Genomic DNA, 19872 nt, shown 5'->3' on the forward strand with positions numbered 1-19872 from the left:
TCGCCACCCAGCGTACGACTCGCGCCGGGCGCAACAGCCGCTTCGCCGGTTGCCGTGTCGGCTCTCTACCTAAGCCCCTTTGCAGTGTCAGGCACTCGTGCTTCCACGGACGAGGACTGTCTCCCGTCGCGTCTGACACATGGAGAAGGACGAGGAACTTGACCAGTACCGGCTTGCGTTCGACTATCTCCGCGCACAAGCGTTGGACATGGCTGCTTCCTCGGCCATGATCGAGCGCGTACGCAAGGAGATCTGATGGTTCCCCCTGTCCCGTCCGACGAGACTCTGACCTGGTTCAAGTCCTCCTACAGCGGCGGAAACACCACCGAGTGCCTGGAGGTCGCGAGTCTTGCCCGGGGCGCAGCAGTCCGGGATTCCAAGCGGGCGGCCGGCCCTCGGCTGACGTTCGGAGCCACTGCTTGGGAGCAGTTCGTCGACGTCGTTCGCGACCAGGCTTCAGCGATACCCGAGAGCCGGCTCACGTCGTGACCCGCCTGCCCTCGCCGGATCAGCCGACAAGGGCCGGCGGGGCAATACCCCTTGCCCGGTTGTACAGATCCCGGGCGGTCGGATTGTTCAAGTGAGGGCGCAGAAGGCCAAACATCGCTCGGACACGGTCGTCCGCGCGCCCGGACTGAACCATGGGGTAGTCGTCAAGTGCCTGGTTCCAGGTCGCGCAGGCTGCTTCCAGATGGCCGAGCTCCAGCTGCCGTTCCGCGAGGGTTGCCCTGTGCCGGACCCGCGCCCGACGGTAGACACCGAAGCGGAGCTTGTCGGACTGCTGCATGGCTTCGACGGCGCCGGAAACGTCGCCGAGCTCATAACGCACCTGACTGATGTGGTAGTTGAGGGAGGAGGGGTCGTACGAACCGAATGGTGCGCTACGGGACTCCGCACGGTCCATCGCCGCTTCAGCTTCGCGGATGAATCGCATCGCGCTGACACGGTCACCTGTCTGAGCGGCTGTGTGAGCCTGCTGTCCGGCGAGAAAGGCACGCATCCTTGGGCCGGCCTGAGGAGACGCGGCAGCGGCGGCATCGGCCAGCTGCATGGCCTTCGCTCCATGGCCGAGGTCGACAGCTTGCACACTCATTCCGCGCAGGGTGGTGCAGTAGGTGAGGTGGTCCTCAGCCGCACCAGCCAGTTCGAGCGCCTTGATGTAGTACCGCTGTGCAAGGCCGTGGAGGCCTTCGTCGACGGCCATGTAACCGGTCAGATAGAGGAGATCCGAAGCCGCAGAGAGCATCGCCTGCCGGACCGGAGTGGGAGCGTCAGCACGCAAGTAGGACGCCACCGTGTTGACCATGAACGATGCGGCCATCGGACGGGCGTGACGGCCGCCGAACTGATCGTCCAGGTCCGAGACCCGCTCAGTCATGGCGACGACCATGTCAACTTCACTCATCCCTATGCGCGTGATCCGCCCGGACTGAACGGCTTCCGCCCGGCCGATCACGTCAGGCCACCCGGGAATCGTCAGCGCCACGGAGAAGAGACCGGCGCCCAGGACTCGGCGGCGAGAGGGGTCCATGTCCTGTCTGCCCAGGTCGATCAGCTCCACCACCATGTCCGCGGCCTCCGGTGGTACCGCTCTGGACACTGGGAGCCCGGCCTCCGTAGAGGTCACCGGTCTGGACAGCCTCCGCGAAAGGGCTTCGAGGATGCAAGCCCTGACGGGCTCACGCGGCACTGTGCCGCCAAGCCAGTGGCTTACGCCTGACTCGTCATATCGCAAGCGGATGCCGGTCTCCGTCCCGACACGGTTCACCGCACGCGCGAACTGGCTATGCGTCCATCTGGCTTCTGTGAGAAGCCGGGCAAGGCCGGAGTTGGGCTCTTTGCTGACCACAGTCCCCAACTCACCCCTCTCTCAGGAACTTTCAAGGCTTTCAAGTCCCGCACCAGCTCCAACGCTACCGCCGTACGTAGTCAAGCGGTTGCCTAGAGACAGGAAGGCTTGGCGAATCAGATCGTCGAGCCTGTCTTCAAGGGGCGCCGAGTCATGAGAAGCGAAGCACGGGCACTGCTGTCCCTGTTGGCCGCAGAGCAAGGCGGAGACGGTGTTCTGCGAGTCGATACGGCGGAAGGCATCGGCCTCACAACCGAGAGGCCATCCATGGACGCCCTCACCTCCCCGAGCTGCGAGTGCGCCCGATGCGAGCCGGAGGGCGAAATCCGATGAGCGCGGTCCTCACGATCAGCCGCACGGAGCCGAGCCCGCTCAGTCAGGACAGCTGCCGGACCGGGCTGGAATGGAACACCAACAGTGCCCCGTCTCGCCTCGGAGAACCCGAACCTCTCCCGCAAGCCGCACCGCAGGTGTGGCTCCCATTGGCGGCGCACGTACGGGAGCGGCTCCGTCCCCTCGGCGGGCATGCCGTGGCTCTCGTGTGTCCCTATCTCGCCGCTCACGAGCAGCGCGCTCATCAAGGTCTTCAGCAGGAGCGTCGGACGGCACGCGCGCTTGCATCCATGGGCACCCACTACGACGCCCCGAAGGCTGGGAGGATCCCGTGTATGACCTGATCGTCGCCCCATTCCTGGGCGACCACCTCGTCTTACGTCCCGGAAGCACGAAGGGGATGAAGATCCCGGCGCACCGGTATATCGAACTCCAGCAGGCTGCCACGGCCGGCAGTGAGGTCCCGCCCTGGTTGCGCCGCCCCGTTCAGCGCCTCGCCGATGCCGCCGCCCGATGGGCCGCCCATCGGTGCAGCGGACGAAGGGAACCCTGATGGCCACGGATCCGCCTGTCCACCCGTATGAGACGCTCACCGCCCCCGATGGGGAACAGGCCGACATCGACACGGAGATGGTCCCCGTTGTCCGTGAGCTCTGGCGCCGCGGCTACACCACCACGGCCTGCTGCCAGGACGTGGGAGAAGCCACGGCCGGCGTCCGCGCCCAACGAGAGACGCCGCTCGGCTACGGCGGCAATGGCTTCATCGCCTACCACAGGGGTTACGCCCTCCTGAAGATGCCGGTCCTTGATGCCCAGCGTCTGGTCGCCCTGCTGGCCGACACCACCACCTTCGGTGAGCACGTACGCCGTCCCTGGCGCCCTGGCTCGTGGCGCGTGAATGTTCCTCTCGAACCTGGCGGTCTCGCCGCGAACGCCGTCCTTCACCTTCCCCGCGCCCAGCTTCCCGAGCTCGTCGGCACCCTGCGACAGCGACGATGAAAACCTTCCCGAAGTCACCGGGACACCGGACCAGCAGTCGATTTCCCGGCCAAGTCGGCCAGGGTGAGGGGTACTTACATGCTCGGAAGTGAAGCGTTCGGTCGGCTCTTCGAGACCTTCGAACGGACCGCCTTCCGGTTGGAGACCCTGGCCGTCTACGACGTGGAGGAGGAGCGGGAGGAGTTCGAACGCTTCCTGGCGGGTGAGGACATGGGGCCCGACTGGGATGACAACCCATGGGTCCGCTCGATGACGGACAAGGGCAAACACGTATCCCGCGTTCATGTCCTGCGCTCACCCCTGTCGGACTATCTGCGCTACGAACTGGCGGCCTATCTCGGCAACACCAAGGCCGGGGAGTCCATCGGCATCATCGACTTGGCGGAACAGGCCCCAACAGGACTGCCCGACCAGGACTTCTGGCTGTTCGACAACCAGGAGGCGTACCGAATGCACTACACCGCCGAGGGTGCCTTCATCGGCGGCGAACGGATTCCCGCCTGGGACCTGTCCCGATATCAGAGCTACCGTGACCGCGCTCTGGCCGCCGCCGTACCGTTCGCGGACTACTGGGCGCGAACGGCGCGGCGGCGCTGAAGCCGGGCCTCCCGGCCGCGGCCTCACGCGCCCCGCAGCGCCGCCGCCGGGAGGCCTTCTGTGGCTCTGACCGTGGCGAAGCGTTCGCGCCAGGGGGTGCCTTCGGGGAAGTGGTGGGTGTCGGTGTCCTGGAGCCAGGCCTCGTAGGCCGTGGCCCGGCGGCACTCGGCGCATTCCGTTTCGTCGCCCAGGGGGCGGAAGACGTGCTCCTCGCCGGGGGTCTCGCCGGAGCCCGAGCCTGAGCTGGAGCCCGAGCCCGCGCAGGTGATCAGGTCACGGACCGGGGAGGAGGCGGGGGCGGAAGCGGGACGGGGTGCGGGTACGGAAGCGGGTTCCGGGCATTTCTGGGTCAGGCGGTAGCGGAGGAAGCCGACCGCCGAACGGACGCCGCCCTCCGGGCGCTCGGCCAGTAACGCCTGGCGGAGGTCGGCCTCGCCCAGGCCGCGCTCCAGCCACTTCACCGCCTCCAGCGCCAGGGCACGCGCCTCGCGGACTCCCAGGTGCAGTTCGCGGCGGGTGTGGCGCAGGGAGAGCAGGATGCGTTCGGCCAGGGCCAGTTGGGCCGGGTTCGGCGAGGGGGAAATCGCCTGGTTCGGGGATGAGCGTGTCTCGGGTGGGGCCAGGGAAGAGGCCGGGGAGGGATTCGGGGGGTACGGAGCCTGTGCCGTGGGCCGTGGGTCCGGTTCCGCTTCGGAGGGTGGGTGGGGAGTGGTCTTATCTCTGTCGTCTTCTACCGGTTGATAGCCACCAGCCCGCCGAGGGGTCGGCCGACCGACCGTCGGAGACTGCTCACTCGGTGGCGAGGGCATGGACGGACCGTCCCTCAGGGTCCCCGCCTCGGCACTCGTCAGCGGGACATTCGTGAACAGCTGCTCGGTGGTCCAGCGGCCACCCTCGCCCTGGCTCCGCCACTCGTGCACGAAGCCGTTCTCGATCAGCTGCCTCTTCGCCTGCTGGTACGAACGGCCCGTCATGTCCAACCGGTTGGCCAGTTCGCTCAAGGGGCGGTTCCTGGCGGATTCGGGGAGGCCCTGGACGTACAGGAGAAGGATCTTCGCATCGCTGCTCATCCGCCGCGTACGCACGACGTTGTTCGATGCCTTCGTATAGCCCGAAGAGGGCGCGATAACATGACGCAGCATTTCCGGTTGCCTCTCGGTGGCACTGGCGGTGTAGGCCCTCGCGCGGTGTTACAGCACCGCCGGGGGCCGCTCCATGCGCCTGCGAACGCACAGAGGGTGATTGCTCCGTCACCGTACCGCACCGGTCCCATCTCCCACCACACGAGCGGGACTTACGCCAGCCGGAGCGAGCTGTGCCGGTGGTTCGCCGGTGGGATCTCCACCAGGTCCGCCGCCTGCGCGTCGACGCCTCCGCCCGGACCGGCGTCGATCAGGCGCCGCAGCCGTCCCACCCGCGAGCGCAGCCGCTGCCTCGCCCGTCGCTCCTCCTGCGCCGACCAACGGCCCACACCCGCATCGCGGTTGTGTCGGGGGAAGCTGTACACCTGAACGCGGCGGCGCACCGCCCGGGGCCGTGGCCTGCGGCACTCGTCCGCCGCCTCGGTGAGACTTCGCGTGCTGTAGCGCAGGTCATGCACGACCGCGCGGTGCCACGGGCTGCCGGGGCGCTCGTCGAGCGCCTCCCTCGTCCGCGACCGGGGGAAGTGGTGAGCCGTGCGTGCCAAACGTTCCTCCAGTCGCGTGTGCCCGGTCGAGGGCGACAGCCAGACGGTGTCGCCATCCTCCTCCAGGGCCCTCTCCACGCGGGCACGGCACCCCCGGACAGGGGCCTGCCGCCCGACCGCCCATGGTGCTCGCACGTGCGATTTGACTTGCCCCTACATATCGAGAAAGCTAGATACATACAGTGAGGCCGATGGGCTCATGAAGATCCGAAGATTCAAGGACCCGCAGAGAGGTGCCTCCATGGACCCCCTGGCCGTGCACAAGGCCCTCGCCAATCCCGCCCGTCTGCAGTTCATGCAGTGGCTGAGGGACCCCGAGAAGTACTTCGACGAGGACTCCTACACGCAGCAGGGGCTGGGCTTCCACATCGGCGTGTGCGTGGGCGACATCCAGAAGCGGGCCGGGCTCGCCCAGTCCGTGGTGTCCGGCTACCTCCAGACCCTCAGGGACGCGGGCCTCCTCACCTCGGAGCGCGTCGGCAAGTGGACGTACTACCGGCGCAACGAGCCGGTGATCGCCGAGTTCGCCGCCCACGTACGCGACGAGCTGTAACCCCGGCCCGCACACCCGCGCCCGCGCCCCGCGTCTCCGCACCCCGTACGCCTGCGCCTCCACGCCCCGCGCCGCGCCTCGCGCACCCGTGGGCCTGCGAGGCATTCCCGCGATCCATATATCTACTTTTCTAGATTTAAAGAAAGGCCGTGATGAGAAAGACCTCCGCCGCCGTCCTGGTACTCGCCCTGGGCGTGTTCGGCATCATCACCACCGAGATGGGCATCGTCGGCGTCCTCCCCCAGCTCTCCGCCGAGCTGGGCGTCCAGCCCTCCACCGCCGGCTGGCTCGTCGGGGCGTTCGCCCTGGTCATCGCGGTGACCGGGCCCTTCACGACGCTGCTCGCCTCCGGGATCAACCGCAAGAAGGTGCTCGCCGCCGCGATCGCGGTGTTCGCCCTCTCCAACGCCGTGTACGCGCTCACCACCCAGTACGAGGTGATGCTCGCCTTCCGCATCATCCCGGCCGTCTTCCATCCGGTCTTCTTCTCGGTCGCGCTGGCCACCGCCGCCCGCATGGCCATGACCAAGGACAGCGAGGGCACGGCCGACGCGGAGGACCCGGACGGCTCCAAGGCCGCCACGCGGGCGACGACGACCGTCTTCGCCGGTGTCACCGTCGGGTTCGCCTTCGGGGTGCCGCTGACCTCGTACCTCGCCGAGCACCTGTCGCTCTCCACGGCCTTCTGGTTCGCCGCGCTCGTCAACCTCGTCGCGTTCCTCGGCATCCTGCGTCTGCTCCCGGACATGCCGGTCGGACAACGCGTCTCGTACGGCACCCAGTTGAGCGTCCTCAAGCAGTCCCGGATGTGGCTGACCATCACGTCGGTCGTGTTCATCTTCGCGTCGATGTTCTCCGTCTACGGCTACTTCGCGGAGTACCTGGGCGAGGTCACCGGCATGAACGGCTCCTGGGTCAGCGCCATGCTGATGGCCTTCGGCATCGTGATGATCCTCGGCAACTTCGCCTTCGGCAGCCTGCTCCAGCGGAACCTCACCCGTACCGCGCTCGCCTATCCGGTCCTCTGCCTGCTCGTCTACGTACTCGTGTACGCGATCGGGCCGCGGTTCGCCCCGATGGTCGTGGGCGTACTGGTCTGGGGAGCCGTGCACTCCGGCGGGCTCATCGTCACCCAGAGCTGGCTGGGCCGCGACGCGCGGGACGTCCCCGAGTTCGGCAACAGCCTCTTCATCTCCTTCTCCAATCTCGGCATCACCCTCGGCACCGCGGTCGGCGGATGGGTCATCTCCTCCGCCGGTACGCGCCAGCTGCCCTGGGCGGGAGCCGGATTCGCCGTCGCCGCGCTGGTCGTCATGCTGGTGCGCCTGAGCCTGGACCGGGCCGGGAAGCAGGCGTCGCGGATCGAGCCGGTGCCTGCCTGAGGGGTCACGGGACCGGTGCCGCAGGCCCGTAGCCACGAGTCCGTTGTCACAGGTCCGTTGCCGCAGGTCCGTTGTCACACGTCCTCCGTATGCTCCTGCCCCATGGCACAGACACTGATGATCTACAACGGCACGACCGACGAGACGGCGGACGAGCCGCGCACCGGAGGGATACCTCTCGTCCCCGCGGACTTCTCGTGGCCGCACTGCGACACCTGCGAGGGCGCGATGAAGTTCCTGGCGCACCTGCCGGTCGAACAGGGGGTGGTGTCCGTGTTCCAGTGCGAGAACGACCCCGGCCTGTGCGAGGAGTGGGAGGCCTTCGAGGGAGGCAATCGGGCCTTTCTGTTCCCGCGCGAGGGGCTGGTACCGGCAGCCGTCCCGGCCGAGGGCGAGACCCTGCTGGGCGCGGTCTCGGCGATCAGGCTGGAGACCGTCGACGAGGACACGTACAACGACGCGCGCGAGCAGTACCGCCTGCGCAGCGGCAGGGGGCGCCTGGTGCTGGGGTCGCTGGGCGGTGAGGCGGACTGGTTCTACGAGGACCGGGCGCCCGCCTGCCCCGGCTGCAGGCAGCTCATGACGTTCGTCGGGCATCTGGAGGAGGGCAACGACAGTGCGACCGCCGCCAACTTCGGGGGAGGCTGCGGGTACGTCCTGGTGTGCGACCCGTGCCGGTCGGCCGCGTTTCTCACACAGGGCTGACGGAACAAGTCCGGTGCCGTCAGGAGTTCTGAGGACATGCCTACCTCACGCGTAGTCCTTCTGCTGTCCGGCAGTCTGCGGGCCGGGTCCTCCAACGAGACCGTGCTGCGCACCGCGCAGGACGTGGCCCCCGCCTCCGTACGCACCGTCTTCTACGAGGGCCTCGGGGATCTGCCCCATTTCAACCCCGACGACGACACCGATCCGCTGCCGAAGCCGGTGACAGAGATGCGGGCCGCGATCGATGCCGCCGACGCCCTGCTGATCTGTACGCCGGAGTACGCGGGGACGCTGCCCGGGTCGTTCAAGAACCTCCTCGACTGGACCGTCGGCGGCACCGAGATCGGTGACAAGCCCGTCGCGTGGCTGAACGCCGCCGCGCCCGGCCGGGGGGAGGGGGCGTCGGAGACACTGCGCGGCGTGCTCGGCTACACGGGTGCGGCCGTCGTGGACGCGGCCTGCGTACGGGTCGCGCTCGACCGGAACACCGTCGGCGCGGACGGGATCAGCACCGATCCGGAGATGCGGCGGCAGCTGGCGGCCACACTCGATGCCCTGGTGGACGCGGCGGCCGCTGCCGCTCCCCCTGCCCCGTAGGTCCGCATGCGTGGGGAACGGAGGGGTATGAGCTTCCGGTCATGCCCGCCGTCCCTCCACCGGTCACGCTCCTCGCCCACTCCCGCCGCTGGGCCCGACGAACGAACGGAAGTCCGCCCACCATGCGTACCCGCGTTCCCCGCCGTACCGCGCTCATCTCCCTGACGGGACTCGCCGCGCTCCCCCTCGCCGGGTGCGGGACGGACGGCGACAGACCGGAGGACGCGGCTCCCTCGGGTTCGGGCTCGGGCTCCGGTTCGGGTTCAGGCTCGGGCTCCGGCTCGGGCTCAGGCTCGGGCTCCGCTTCCGGCAGTCCGGAGCGGCCGGCCGGGCGTCGAACCGGGCCTGTTTTCCAGGCACTTGAGCGTAGGTACGATGCCCGGCTGGGCGTCTACGCGCTCGACACCGGCACCGGCCGCTACGTCACCCACCGGCCCGACGAGCGCTTCGCCTACGCCTCGACCTGCAAGGCCCTGCTCGCCGCGGCCGTCATGGACAGGATCTCCCTCAAGCAGCTCGACCGGCGCGTACGGTACGGGCGCGAGGTCCCTGTCGGACACTCGCCCGTCACCGAGCGGCACATCGGCGCCGGACTGACCCTGCGGGAGCTGTGCGACGCCGCCGTCCGGTACAGCGACAACGGTGCGGCCAACCTGCTCTTCCGTGAACTCGGCGGCCCCCGCGGGCTGCAGAGCGCGCTCGCCGCCCTCGGTGACCGGGTCACCCGCTGCGACCGCTACGAGGTCGAGCTGAGCGACGCCGTACCCGGTGACCTCCGCGACACCAGCACCGCGCGTGCTCTCGCCACCGATCTGCGCGCCTACGTCCTGGGCGACGCCCTCTCCCCCGGCAAGCGCGCCCTGCTGACCGACTGGCTCAAGCGCAACACCACCGGCGACCGGACCATCCGCGCCGGCGCCCCGGCCGGCTGGCAGGTCGGCGACAAGACCGGTACCGGCGGCTACGGCACCCGTAATGACATCGCCATCGTCTGGCCCCCCGACGCCGCACCGATCACCATCGCCGTCCTCTCCCGGCGTGACACACGTGACGCGGAGCGCGACGACGCCCTCATCGCCGGTGCCGCCGAGGTGGCTCTCAACGCCCTGGCCTGAGCCCTGAGCCGTGGGCCGTGGGCCGTGAGCCCAGAGCCGTGCGGCCGCTTCAGCGCGTAGTCGGTGGTACGGCGGTCGGGGTCTCGGCGGTCAGGTAGCGCTGGATCGTCGGGGCCAGCCAGTCGATGATCTCGTCACGGGTCATGGCGGCGGAGACCGGGAACCGCAGCACATAGCGGGTCAGGGCCATCCCGAGCATCTGGGAGGCGACCAGGGCGGCGCGTACGGGGGCCGTGGTCGGGGCGGGGCAGATCCGGGCGGCCAGCGGCAGCAGCTGCTGCTTGAAGATCTCCTGCATGCGCTCCGCGCCCCCCTGGTTGGTGACGCCGACCCTGAGCAGCGCGGTCGGGGCGCCGCTCCGCTCCCAGAAGTCGACGAAGTGGGCCACGAGCGTGCGGCCCACCTCCGCCTCGGGGACCGTCAACAGATCGGGGAGGCGCAGGTCGACCGTGCAGGCCGCCTCGAAGAGCTGCTCCTTGTTGCCGTAGTAGCGCATCACCATCGACGGATCGATACGGGCGTCCTTGGCGATCGCCCTGATCGTGGCCCGTTCGTAGCCATCGGCCGCGAAGCGTTCGAGCGCCGCGGTGAGGATGCTCGCGCGGGTGGTGTCGGAGCGGCGGGACCGCGGTTCCGGCGTCGGGTCCTGCTTCACGTCTCGCGTCATGTCAACAACCGTAGGTCAACGGACGAGGGCCAACAAGCAGAGGCCAACAAGCGTAGGCCAACAAGCGTTGACAGCATCCGAGCGGCGTTCTACCGTTGACAACAAGCGTTGACCCACAGCCGTTGACCCACAAGTGTCGACCAGCTGGCGTCGACCACGGGAGGCCACCATGAACGGCACCGTCACCATCGTCGGATCAGGACCCACAGGACTGCTGCTCGCCGGCGACCTCGCCGCCGCGGGCGTGTCCGTCACCGTCATCGAGAAGCGCCCCGCGGGCATCAGCAGCCTGACCCGCGCCTTCGGTGTGCACGCCCGCACCATGGAACAGCTCGACGCGAGGGGCCTCGCCGACGAGCTCGCCACGACCGAGCGCAAGGTCACCGAACTCCGGCTCTTCGGCTCGCTCACCCTCGACCTCTCCCGACTCCCCACCCGTTTCCCGTACTTGCTGGCCACGCCGCAGTTTGAGGTGGAGAAGCTCCTGCTGCGCCGGGCGGTCGAGCACGGCGTCACCTTCCGGCACGGGGCCCGGGTCACCGGACTCTCGCAGGACGACGAGGGCGTCACGGTCGAGTTCGCCGGTCGCGACGGCACCACCGAAACCCTTCGCTCCGCCTACCTGGTGGGCGCGGACGGCATCCACAGCGCCGTCCGGGAGGCGATCGGGCTGCCCTTCCCCGGTCACTCCGTGATCACGTCGATCGTGCTCGCCGACGTCAGGCTGACCGAGGAGCCGGAACGCGTGGTGGCGGTCAACGGTTCGGGGCAGGCCTTCGCCATCGCCGCGCCGTTCGGCGACGGCTACTGGCGCGTGGGCGGCTGGCTCCGTATCCACTCCGGCACCGCCGCCACCGGCACCGCCGCCGACGACGAGCCCGTCAGCCTGGCTGAGGTGCGCGCGGTCGTCGAGCAGGGCTTCGGCACCGACTTCGGCATGCACGACCCCCGTTGGCTGTCCAGGTTCCACAGCGACGAGCGGCAGGCCCCTCAGTACCGGGTCGGCCGCGTACTGCTCGCGGGGGACGCCGCGCACACCCACTCGCCCGTGGGCGGTCAGGGCATGAACACCGGCCTCCAGGACGCCGCGAACCTGGGCTGGAAGCTCGCCGCCGTTGTCAACGGCCAGGAAGCGGAAGGGCTGTTGGACACCTATCACGCGGAACGGCACCCGATCGGCCGGGACGTGATCCGCAGCAGCGGCGGCATGCTGCGCCTCGCGATGGCGCACACTCCCCTGCAGCGCGGGGTGCGTGCCCTCGCCTCGTTCACCGTCGGCCGTCTGCCCGCCGCCACCCGCCATCTGCTCGGGAGGCTGAGCGGGATCGGCTACGCGTACGGACCGGGGGTCAGACGGGTCCCCGACATCCGGCTCCAGGAGGGACGGCTGTACGAGGCCCTGCGCGCCGGGAAGTTCGTCCGGGTCCTGCCGCGCGGGCAGGCGGATCCGGGTGACGCGCGCACGGCCGTCGTCCACTGGGCGAGCGACCGCGAGGACACGCTCCTGGTCCGCCCGGACGGCTACACGGCCTGAGCCGCGCCCGGGAGCCGCGCCCGTCGACCGAGCCGCGCCCGGGAGCCGCTCCCATCGACGGAGCCGCCGGCGCCGGGCGGCCTGCCGAAGCCGCCGGACGGCACGCCCCCGCAGTCCTCGCCCGTCAGCCGGCCGTGCCCGTGACCAGCGTCTGGAGCCCCGGAGCGTACAGGTCCGCCAGGTGTTCGGCGGTGGCCGTGGAACCCGCGCCCTCGCGGTGGAGACTGAGCGTGGCGCCCAGGCCGAGGAGCTGGCCCCCGATCAGCTCGGCGCGCAGGGTGCGTTCGCGGCCGGTGAGCCGGGCGGCGAGGTGCCGGGTGATCTGTTCGTGGAAGCGGTCGCGCAGGAGGGAGCGCTCGTCGGTGTTGCCGAGGGAGAAGACGACCCGGAGCAGCGGGTCCCGCTGCCGCTCCCGCCGGTGACGTACGAGCGCGAGCACCATGTGGCGGCCGAGCCCCGCCAGCGGGGCGTCGAACAGCTCCTGGGCGTCGGGGCCGAAGTCGGCCACCGTGTTGAAGAGGTCTTCCTTCCGCCCGAAGTGCTTGACCACCAGGGACGGGCTGACCCCGGCGTCGGCCGCGACCGCCCTGATGGTCACCTCCGCGTACGGGCGCTGCGTGAACGCCCGCCGCGCGGCCCGCAGGATCGCGTCCTTGCCCGTGCCGGAATCGGAGCCGGGATCCCCCGCCCGTGCGTCCGTCGTGGACCGGCCGCCGGTCATGCGCCCTCCTGGATCGGGATCGTCCGCGCACCGGCCCTCCGGTTCTCGCGGGTCGTTCCGACCGTACCCGTCTTCCCCCGGCCACCCGGCCCCGGCAGGCAGAGCGTGACGGCGAGGGCGAGCAGGGAGGCGCCCGCCGCGATCAGGAAGACCAGCTGGTACGCCCGGAGCGTGGGGGCCGTGGCGCCGCCCACCTCGAAGGTGAGGCCGGCGAGGACGGCGGCGACCGTCGCGCTGCAGAACGCCTGTCCGATCGACCTCATCAGCGTGTTCAGACCGTTGGCCGCCCCCGTCTCGCTCACCGGGACCCCGCGCATCACCAGCGCGGGCAGCGCCGAGTACGCGATGGCGGTGCCCGAGGAGACGACCGTCGCGCCCGCGACGATGAGCCACAGGCTGTGGCTCGTGAAGTACCGCACCCCGTATCCGAGGGCCATGACCGCGGCGGCCACCAGCAGGCTGACCTTGGGTCCGTACGCGGCGGAGATCCGCGCCGACACGGGCGAGAGCGCCACCATCGCCAGGCCCCCGGGCAGCAGGCACAGCCCGCTGACGACGAGCGAGGCGCCGAGCCCGTACCCCGTCGCCCTCGGCTCCTGCACCATCTGCGCCGTGACCAGGGAGTTGGCGTAGAACGCGAAGCCGATGAGCAGCGCCGCGATGTTGGTGAGCAGGACGGCCGGGCGGGCCGACACCCGCAGGTCGACCATCGGGTTGCGGACACGGAGCTCGTACGCCCCCCAGAGCAGGCCGACGACCACGGCGGTGACCAGCAGCCCGGTCGTACGCGCCGAGGTCCACCCCCAGTCCGCCCCCTGGGTGACCGCGAGCAGCAGGCTGACCAGGGCCGCCGACAGCCCCAGCGCCCCCACGGCGTCGAACCGGCCGCGGGAGCGGAGCGATGATTCCGGTACGAGCCGGAGCACCAGCACGATGTCGATGACACCGATGACGCCCGAGACCCAGAACATGGTGTGCCAGTCGAAGTTCTCGATGACGAGCGCCGCGGCCGGCAGGCCCACGGCCGCGCCGATGCCGAGCGTCGAACTCATCAGCGCGACGGCGGACAGCACACGATCCGGGGGCAGTTCGTCCCGCAGGATGCTGATGCCCAGGGGGACGACGGCGAGCGCCGCGCCCTGGAGGGCCCGGCCGGTGATCAGTACGCCGATGTGCGAGCTGACCGCGCACAGCACCGAGCCGAGGACCAGCACCCCGAGCGAGGCCACCAGCACGCGCCGCTTGCCGTACATGTCACCGACCCGGCCGAGCACCGGCGTGAACACCGCGCCCGTCAGCAGCGTCACGGTGACCAGCCAGCTCGCGGCGGCGGGGGTGGCACCGGTGAGCTCCGGGATGTGCGGGAGCAGCGGGACGACGATGGTCTGCATGATCGCGACGACGACCCCGCAGAAGGCCAGGACGCCCACGGCGAAGCGGGGGTGGGGGGCGGCTGTCGCTGGTTGGTCCGCTGGCATGCGATCTCCGTACGGCGTCCGGCGGGAAGGGAGCCGGCGAGGACAGGGGGTGCACGGGCAGGAGCGTGCACGGGCGAGCAGGGGGTGCACAAGCGTTCACCTCCAGGGTAAACGCTTGTGCACCCCCTGCGCACGGCTTCTGTGCGGACAGCGCGTTAGCCTCGGTGGCGAGACTTGAAGACGGCCTCGGTGGCGAGAGCCGGGAACATGAGAGCGAAGGTGGCGGCAATGGCGAAGGTTCCAGCAGCGGCGGTGGCGGCGAGCGGACTCGTCGGGGGTTACGGTGTCGCCCGCTGGACCAAGAAGCGCCCGCTGGGCGGGGTCGCGCTCGCCGCCGCCGGGTCGCTCGCCGCGTACGAGTGGAACCGGCAGGCGGGACCGCGTGCGGCCGCCGGGCTGACCGTCGCCTACGTCGCCGCGTTCGCCGGATCGCACCCGCTCGCCAAGAAGGTCGGCGCGTGGCCCGCCGTGTTCGCCGTCGCGGGCGGCGTGGCCGCCGCGTCCTGGGCGGTCACCCGCCGCGCCGCCTGACGAAAGGCCGCGTGTCGAAAGGCCGCGTATCGAAAGGCAGTCTGCCTCAAGGCCGCCCGACGAAGAACCGCTGAAATGGAGCGGCCGCGGACACACATGGGGCCGTGGACACACATGGGGCCGGGCGCGCGTTCTGCGCCCGGCCCCACACGTATCCGCCCGACGACCGCCTACCCTCCGACGGCGCGCGACACCGAATAGATCACCAGCCCCGCCAGCGCGCCGACCACCGTGCCGTTGATCCGGATGAACTGGAGGTCGCGGCCGATGTGCGCCTCGATCTTCTTCGAGGTCTGGTCCGCGTCCCAGCCCGCCACCGTGTCGCTGATCAGTGAGGTGATCTCCGCGCGGTACGTCGTGACGACGTACGCCGCCGCGTCCTCCAGCCAGCCGTCCACCTTGCCCTGGAGGCGCTCGTCCGTCGCCAGCCGGGCGCCGAGCGACATCAGCGAGGCACGGGCCCGCAGCCGCAGCTCGCTCCGCTCGTCCTCCGCCGCCGCGATGATCATCGTGCGGACGGAGGACCAGGCCGAGGCGATGACGTCCTGGACCTCACGGCGGCCCAGGATCTCCGACTTCAGCCGCTCCACCCGGGCCCGGGTGTCGGAGTCCGACTGGAGGTCGGCCGCGAAGTCCGTCAGGAACGTGTCGATCGAGCCGCGCGCCGGATGGCCGGGCATGTCCCGCATCTCCGTGACGAAGCGCAGCAGCTCCTTGTAGACCCGCTCGCCCACCCGCTTGTCCACGAACCGGGGTGTCCACCCCGGGGCGCCGCCCTGCACCGCGTCCATCACCGAGTCGCCGTGCTCGACCAGCCAGTCGTGCGCCCGCGCGCAGACGAGGTCCACGACCCTGCGGTGGCCGCCGTCCGAGACGACCTTCTCCAGCATCTTGCCGAGTCCGGGGCCGACCTCGGCCGCGTCCGCCCGCCGGGTGATGGCCTCGCCGACCACCGCCTGGACGTCGGAGTCCCGCAGGACGGTCAGGGCCCCGCGCAGCGCGGTCGCCAGTTCGGCGGTGACACGGTCCGCGTGCTGCGGCTCCGCCAGCCAGGCGCCGAGCCGCCGGCCGACGCCGAGGGCGTGAATTCGGTCACGAACGACCCCCGGGGAGAGAAAGTTTTCCCCTACGAAGGAACCAAGTGACGCTCCGAGCTGATCCTTCTTGGTGGGGATGATGGCGGTGTGGGGGATGGGCAGGCCCAGCGGGCGCCGGAAGAGCGCCGTGACGGCGAACCAGTCCGCCAGCGCACCCACCATTCCCGCCTCGGCAGCCGCCGCGACGTAGCCCGGCCAGCCGCCCACCCCCGCGTTCTTCGCCCATGTGGCGAGGACGTACACGAGCGCGACGAGCAGAAGGAGGCCGGTCGCCGTGGTCTTCATACGGCGTACTCCGCGCCGCTTCTCCTCGTCGGCGGCGGTGTACGCGAACGAGGCGAGCGGCGTGGACGCCCGGCGCCCGGACCCCGGCGCACCGCCCGGCCCGTCCCCGGACGCGGCGCCCGGCCCGCCCTGCCCGCCCGACCCGCCGTCGCCGCCCGACCCGCCGTCCCCGCCCGGACCGGACGAACCGCCCTGCCCCGTCGGGGCCGCCGGTTCCTCCGGGGCCGCCGGTTCCTCCGGGTCCGCCGGTTCCTCCGGGTCCGCCGAGGCACCCGGGTCCTGTGGACCCTCCACTGACTTCCGCACCGCGTCCTGCTCTCCGGCTCCGGCCCGTTCCATCCGCTCCACCCGTCCGCGTACGCATCTCCCCCGTGCCGTACGCATTGTCCTTACCTCACCTACTCCCGGGCCGCACGTCGAGTTCCCCGCGGCCTGTCGCATCATGGGACCAGCCCGATCAGCACAAGGAGACACACCGCACATGCCCAGGCGCCAGGGGTATGCCCTGCTCACCGCCCTTGTCGCGGGCACCGCCGCACTCGCCGCCGCGGCGGCGTTCGGTACGACGCTGTTCTCCGGCCCCCGTCCGGCACCGCTCACCGCCGCCGAGACGCACGCGGCGGCGCGCAACCCCGCCGCCAAGGCCAACTCCGCCGGCGCCTGGGTCGCCACCTGGACCGGAGCGGCCGTCAGCGCCGAACCGGGCACCGGACACGGCTTCCCCGGGCGCACCATCCGTAACACCGTGCACACCAGCGTCGGCGGGGACGCGGCCCGCATCACCCTCTCCAACCTCTTCGGCGCGGCCCCCCTCGTCGTCGACCAGGCCACGGTCAACACCCGCCCGGTCACCTTCAAGGGCGCCCCCACCGTCACCATCGCCGCGGGCGGACAGGTCGTCAGCGACCCGGTCGTGGTGCCCGTCGCCCCGGACGCCGACCTGCTGGTCACCCTGCGGACCCCGCACGGGGGCGGGCCCGTCACCTTCCACCCGAACGCGCACCAGACGTCCTACCTGGCCGACGACCACGGCACCTGGAGCACCACCCGGTGGCGCTATCTCACCGCCGTCGACGTCCGCAACGAGTCCGCCGCCGGCACGGTCGTCGTGCTCGGCGACTCGATCACCGCGGGCAGCGGCTCCACCACCGACGCCAACGCCCGCTGGACCGACGTCCTGAGCGACCGGCTGCGCGGCACGTACGGCGTCGCCAACCAGGGCATAGCGGGGAACCGGCTCCTGCGCGACGGGCGCACCCGGATCGGCGGCCAGGGCGGGACCGGACGCTTCGAACGCGATGTGCTGTCGGTGGCCGGGGCGAAGACCGTGTTCGTCGCGCTGGGCATCAACGATGTGCAGCAGGCCCCGCAGGAGACGGACCCGCAGCGCGTCGTGGACGGCCTCCGCGCCCTCACCGAGCGGGCGCACGCCCGCGGGCTGAGGGTCGTCGGGGCGACGCTGACGCCGTACGAGGGGTACCGGACCTGGACCCCCGCCCGCAACGCCGTACGGGTGGCCGTCAACGAGCGGATACGGGCGGGCGGGGTCTTCGACGCGTACGTCGACTTCGACCGGGCGGTGCGGGACCCGTACGCGCCCAACCGCCTCCTGCCGTCGTTCGACTCCGGCGACCATCTGCACCTCAACGACGACGGCTATCGCACCCTGGGCCGTCACATCGACCTCAAGGCCCTGGTGGGGGCCCCGAGGTCCGACGCGTTCTGACGAGGTCCGACCCCGCTCCGACGACCTGCCGTCCGCCGGAGCGGGCGGGGGCTCAGCCCAGCTCCTTGCGGCCGCCCCCGTCCGCGCCTCCCGGCCCGTCAAGCCCGTTCCGGTCCCGGTCCCGGTCCAGCTCCCGCTGCCGTGCCAGCTCCGCGTCCTTCAGCCGCTGCCGCTCCGCCTTGGTCCGCTTGCGCTCCACGCCGACGCCGCCCATCAGCGCGAATCCGGTGATCCGCACCCGCGGGGAATCCGGATCCGGCTCGCCCCCCTCGTTCGAGCCCTCGCCGAAGCCGCCCATGATGCCGATGCCCTTGACCTCGACGTTCAGCTCCGGCGGCGCCGTCACATGCAGCCCGCCCATGATCGTGAAGCAGCGGATCACGACCTCGCGGTCCTCGAAGTTCGCCTCGCGCAGATCGATCTCACCGCCGCCCCACATGGCGAAGGCGGTGAACTTCCGGCCCACCGTCCAGCGCCCCTTGCGGTTGAACCCGCCCCAGAACGCGAAGGCCCCGTTCGACGTCGCGGGACCCCCGACCCGGGACGGCCAGTTCCGCGACGCACCCGGCCTCGCGGGCGAGGTCGCGCCGACGGGCGCCACAACGGTGCCCGGCGCCGGGAGATCCCGGACCAGCGGCTCCAACTCCCCATGCGTACGGGCCTTGAAGGCCGCGTCGAGGCGCTGCTCGAACTCCTCCATCTCCAGCCGTCCCTCGGCCACCGCCTCGCGCAGAGTCTCGGCGATGCGCTCACGTTCGGCGTCGGAGGCACGCATTTCCGGAAGTTCACTTGTCATACCGCGCAGCCTATTGAAACCAACCGCTCCCGTCACAGCACAGCGGCCCGCACCACCCATGCGCCGCACCCGGCCGGCGCACCGCCCGCCCGCCGCGGTACGGGCCTCAGGGTGCCGACGCGTACATCTTCGCGATCACGGCCTCGATGTCGGGCTCCTTCACCGACAGGTCGACCAGCGGATACCGTGCCGCGATCCGCGCCACCAGCGGGGCGGCCGACACCGACGCGGGGAAGGTCAGCCACTGCCGCGGCCCCTCCACCTTCACCACCCGCACTCCCGGGACGGACCCCGCCCCCTCGCCGTCCGCCGGGCCCGAGTCCAGCTCGATCGGGGGGAGTTCACGTTCCAGATCGACCACGAGCGTCCGCTCGCTCTCGCCCACCTCATGGAGTCCGGCGAGCGCCCCGTCATACATCAGCCGGCCGTGGTCGATCACCATGACCCGCTTGCACAGCTGCTCGATATCGGTCAGATCGTGCGTGGTCAGCAGCACGGTCGTGGACCGCTCGGCGTTCAGGTCCCGCAGGAACTGCCGGACCTTGGCCTTGGAGACCACGTCGAGGCCGATCGTCGGCTCGTCCAGGTACAGCACCTCGGGATCGTGCAGCAGCGCCGCCGCGATGTCCCCGCGCATCCGCTGCCCCAGCGAGAGCTGACGCACCGGAACCTCCAACAGCTCGCCCAGGTCGAGGAGTTCGACGCAGCGGTCCAGGTTCTCCCGGAAGCGGCGGTCCGGGATGCGGTACATCCGGTGCATCAGCCGGTACGAGTCCCGCAGCGGCAGGTCCCACCACAGCGTGGTGCGCTGCCCGAACACCACGCCGATCCGGTGCGCCAGCCGCGTGCGCTCCCGGGACGGGTCGATGCCCGCGACCCGCAGGCTGCCCCCGCTCGGCGTGAGGATCCCCGTCAGCATCTTGATCGTGGTCGACTTGCCGGCTCCGTTCGGGCCGATGTACCCGACCATCTCGCCGCGCGACACACGGAAGGTGATCCCGTCGACCGCCCTGACCTCGCGCCGCTCCCGGCGCAGGATGCCCGTTCTGCGGCGTACGTCGAAGACCTTCTCGACGCCGTCGAGCGCGATGAAGTCCGCGTCGCCGCCGGTGCCCGCGCCGCCGCCCGCGCCCTTCCCCGTATCCGTATCCGTGTCCGTATCCGTGGCCGTGTCCGAACCCATGCTCCGTCTCTCTCCCTCGGTGTCCTGATCCCCGGAC

The 19872-nt window shown here is 70.6% G+C and carries 20 protein-coding genes and 1 pseudogene; 12 read left to right on the plus strand and 9 right to left on the minus strand.

The genetic code is table 11. From position 1 onward, the window contains the following. Positions 1-139: 139 nt before the first annotated feature. Positions 140-256, plus strand: a pseudogene (locus tag ACIGJO_RS19515) (XRE family transcriptional regulator); the annotation flags it as partial. Then, a complete protein-coding gene (locus ACIGJO_RS19520) occupies positions 256-489 on the plus strand; it encodes a DUF397 domain-containing protein (protein ID WP_399959550.1) in 234 nt (77 codons plus the stop codon). The pseudogene ACIGJO_RS19515 and the gene ACIGJO_RS19520, both read left to right, overlap by 1 nt. Positions 490-508: 19 nt before the next feature. Here ACIGJO_RS19520 and ACIGJO_RS19525 read toward each other — a convergent pair whose 3' ends face one another. Continuing rightward, positions 509-1849: a tetratricopeptide repeat protein gene (locus ACIGJO_RS19525; RefSeq protein WP_399959552.1), complete on the minus strand. Its 1341-nt coding sequence runs from the start codon at positions 1847-1849 to the stop codon at positions 509-511. A gap of 885 nt (positions 1850-2734) precedes the next feature. Here ACIGJO_RS19525 and ACIGJO_RS19530 point away from each other — a divergent pair. Both ACIGJO_RS19530 and ACIGJO_RS19535 read left to right on the plus strand, forming a co-directional pair. Further along, positions 2735-3181 (plus strand): hypothetical protein, encoded by a 447-nt coding sequence (locus ACIGJO_RS19530; protein ID WP_399959554.1) that lies wholly within the window; start codon positions 2735-2737, stop codon positions 3179-3181. 78 nt (positions 3182-3259) lie between these two features. After that, the gene (locus ACIGJO_RS19535) at positions 3260-3778 is read left to right on the plus strand and encodes a DUF6879 family protein (RefSeq protein WP_399959556.1); all 519 of its coding nucleotides are present in this window, start codon (positions 3260-3262) and stop codon (positions 3776-3778) included. A 23-nt stretch (positions 3779-3801) separates the two neighbouring features. Here the strand turns inward: ACIGJO_RS19535 and ACIGJO_RS19540 are convergent, their stop codons facing one another. Beyond that, on the minus strand, positions 3802-4920 hold the full coding sequence (locus ACIGJO_RS19540) for a hypothetical protein (protein ID WP_399959558.1): 1119 nt from the start codon (positions 4918-4920) through the stop codon (positions 3802-3804). Between the two features lie 152 nt (positions 4921-5072). Next, the gene (locus ACIGJO_RS19545) at positions 5073-5465 is read right to left on the minus strand and encodes a hypothetical protein (RefSeq protein ID WP_399959560.1); all 393 of its coding nucleotides are present in this window, start codon (positions 5463-5465) and stop codon (positions 5073-5075) included. A 199-nt stretch (positions 5466-5664) separates the two neighbouring features. On the opposite strand from ACIGJO_RS19545, the gene ACIGJO_RS19550 reads away from it, so the two are divergent. The 5 genes from ACIGJO_RS19550 to bla all read left to right on the plus strand — a co-directional run bounded on the left by ACIGJO_RS19550 (position 5665) and on the right by bla (position 9817). After that, positions 5665-6018 carry an ArsR/SmtB family transcription factor gene (locus ACIGJO_RS19550; RefSeq protein WP_399959562.1) on the plus strand — a complete coding sequence of 118 codons (354 nt, stop codon included), beginning with the start codon at positions 5665-5667 and terminating at the stop codon, positions 6016-6018. 152 nt (positions 6019-6170) lie between these two features. Beyond that, positions 6171-7400, plus strand: a complete 1230-nt coding sequence (locus tag ACIGJO_RS19555) for an MFS transporter (protein WP_399959564.1) — start codon at positions 6171-6173, stop codon at positions 7398-7400. A gap of 102 nt (positions 7401-7502) precedes the next feature. After that, the gene (locus tag ACIGJO_RS19560; protein ID WP_399959566.1) at positions 7503-8105 is read left to right on the plus strand and encodes a hypothetical protein; all 603 of its coding nucleotides are present in this window, start codon (positions 7503-7505) and stop codon (positions 8103-8105) included. A gap of 36 nt (positions 8106-8141) precedes the next feature. Further along, positions 8142-8702, plus strand: coding sequence for an NADPH-dependent FMN reductase (locus ACIGJO_RS19565; protein ID WP_399959569.1), 561 nt, complete (start codon positions 8142-8144; stop codon positions 8700-8702). A gap of 122 nt (positions 8703-8824) precedes the next feature. Then, positions 8825-9817 (plus strand): class A beta-lactamase, encoded by a 993-nt coding sequence (gene bla, locus ACIGJO_RS19570; protein WP_399959571.1) that lies wholly within the window; start codon positions 8825-8827, stop codon positions 9815-9817. A gap of 49 nt (positions 9818-9866) precedes the next feature. Here bla and ACIGJO_RS19575 read toward each other — a convergent pair whose 3' ends face one another. Continuing rightward, positions 9867-10484, minus strand: coding sequence for a TetR family transcriptional regulator (locus ACIGJO_RS19575; RefSeq protein WP_399959573.1), 618 nt, complete (start codon positions 10482-10484; stop codon positions 9867-9869). Positions 10485-10653: 169 nt separating this feature from the next. Between ACIGJO_RS19575 and ACIGJO_RS19580 the strand changes: the two genes are divergently transcribed. Next, positions 10654-12018: an FAD-dependent monooxygenase gene (locus ACIGJO_RS19580; protein ID WP_399959575.1), complete on the plus strand. Its 1365-nt coding sequence runs from the start codon at positions 10654-10656 to the stop codon at positions 12016-12018. Positions 12019-12142: 124 nt separating this feature from the next. On the opposite strand, the gene ACIGJO_RS19585 is transcribed toward ACIGJO_RS19580, so the two are convergent. After that, positions 12143-12739, minus strand: coding sequence for a TetR family transcriptional regulator (locus ACIGJO_RS19585; protein ID WP_399959578.1), 597 nt, complete (start codon positions 12737-12739; stop codon positions 12143-12145). Beyond that, positions 12736-14217, minus strand: coding sequence for an MFS transporter (locus ACIGJO_RS19590; protein WP_399959580.1), 1482 nt, complete (start codon positions 14215-14217; stop codon positions 12736-12738). Before ACIGJO_RS19590 ends, ACIGJO_RS19585 begins: the two co-directional genes overlap by 4 nt. Positions 14218-14445: 228 nt before the next feature. Here ACIGJO_RS19590 and ACIGJO_RS19595 point away from each other — a divergent pair, with 228 nt between their 5' ends. Continuing rightward, complete coding sequence (locus tag ACIGJO_RS19595; RefSeq protein WP_266931401.1) at positions 14446-14748, plus strand: hypothetical protein; 303 nt, start codon at positions 14446-14448, stop codon at positions 14746-14748. A 170-nt stretch (positions 14749-14918) separates the two neighbouring features. On the opposite strand, the gene ACIGJO_RS19600 is transcribed toward ACIGJO_RS19595, so the two are convergent. Next, positions 14919-16469: a DUF445 domain-containing protein gene (locus tag ACIGJO_RS19600; RefSeq protein ID WP_399959754.1), complete on the minus strand. Its 1551-nt coding sequence runs from the start codon at positions 16467-16469 to the stop codon at positions 14919-14921. A gap of 142 nt (positions 16470-16611) precedes the next feature. Between ACIGJO_RS19600 and ACIGJO_RS19605 the strand changes: the two genes are divergently transcribed. Next, positions 16612-17856 carry an SGNH/GDSL hydrolase family protein gene (locus ACIGJO_RS19605; protein ID WP_399959582.1) on the plus strand — a complete coding sequence of 415 codons (1245 nt, stop codon included), beginning with the start codon at positions 16612-16614 and terminating at the stop codon, positions 17854-17856. Positions 17857-17908: 52 nt separating this feature from the next. Here the strand turns inward: ACIGJO_RS19605 and ACIGJO_RS19610 are convergent, their stop codons facing one another. Together ACIGJO_RS19610 and ACIGJO_RS19615 are read right to left on the minus strand one after the other, a co-directional pair. After that, on the minus strand, positions 17909-18631 hold the full coding sequence (locus ACIGJO_RS19610; protein ID WP_399959756.1) for a DUF1707 domain-containing protein: 723 nt from the start codon (positions 18629-18631) through the stop codon (positions 17909-17911). 127 nt (positions 18632-18758) lie between these two features. Next, a complete protein-coding gene (locus tag ACIGJO_RS19615; protein ID WP_399959584.1) occupies positions 18759-19835 on the minus strand; it encodes an ATP-binding cassette domain-containing protein in 1077 nt (358 codons plus the stop codon). Positions 19836-19872: the final 37 nt, after the last annotated feature.

Source organism: Streptomyces sp. NPDC079020 (assembly GCF_044542225.1).
Taxonomy (GTDB): Bacteria; Actinomycetota; Actinomycetes; order Streptomycetales; family Streptomycetaceae; genus Streptomyces.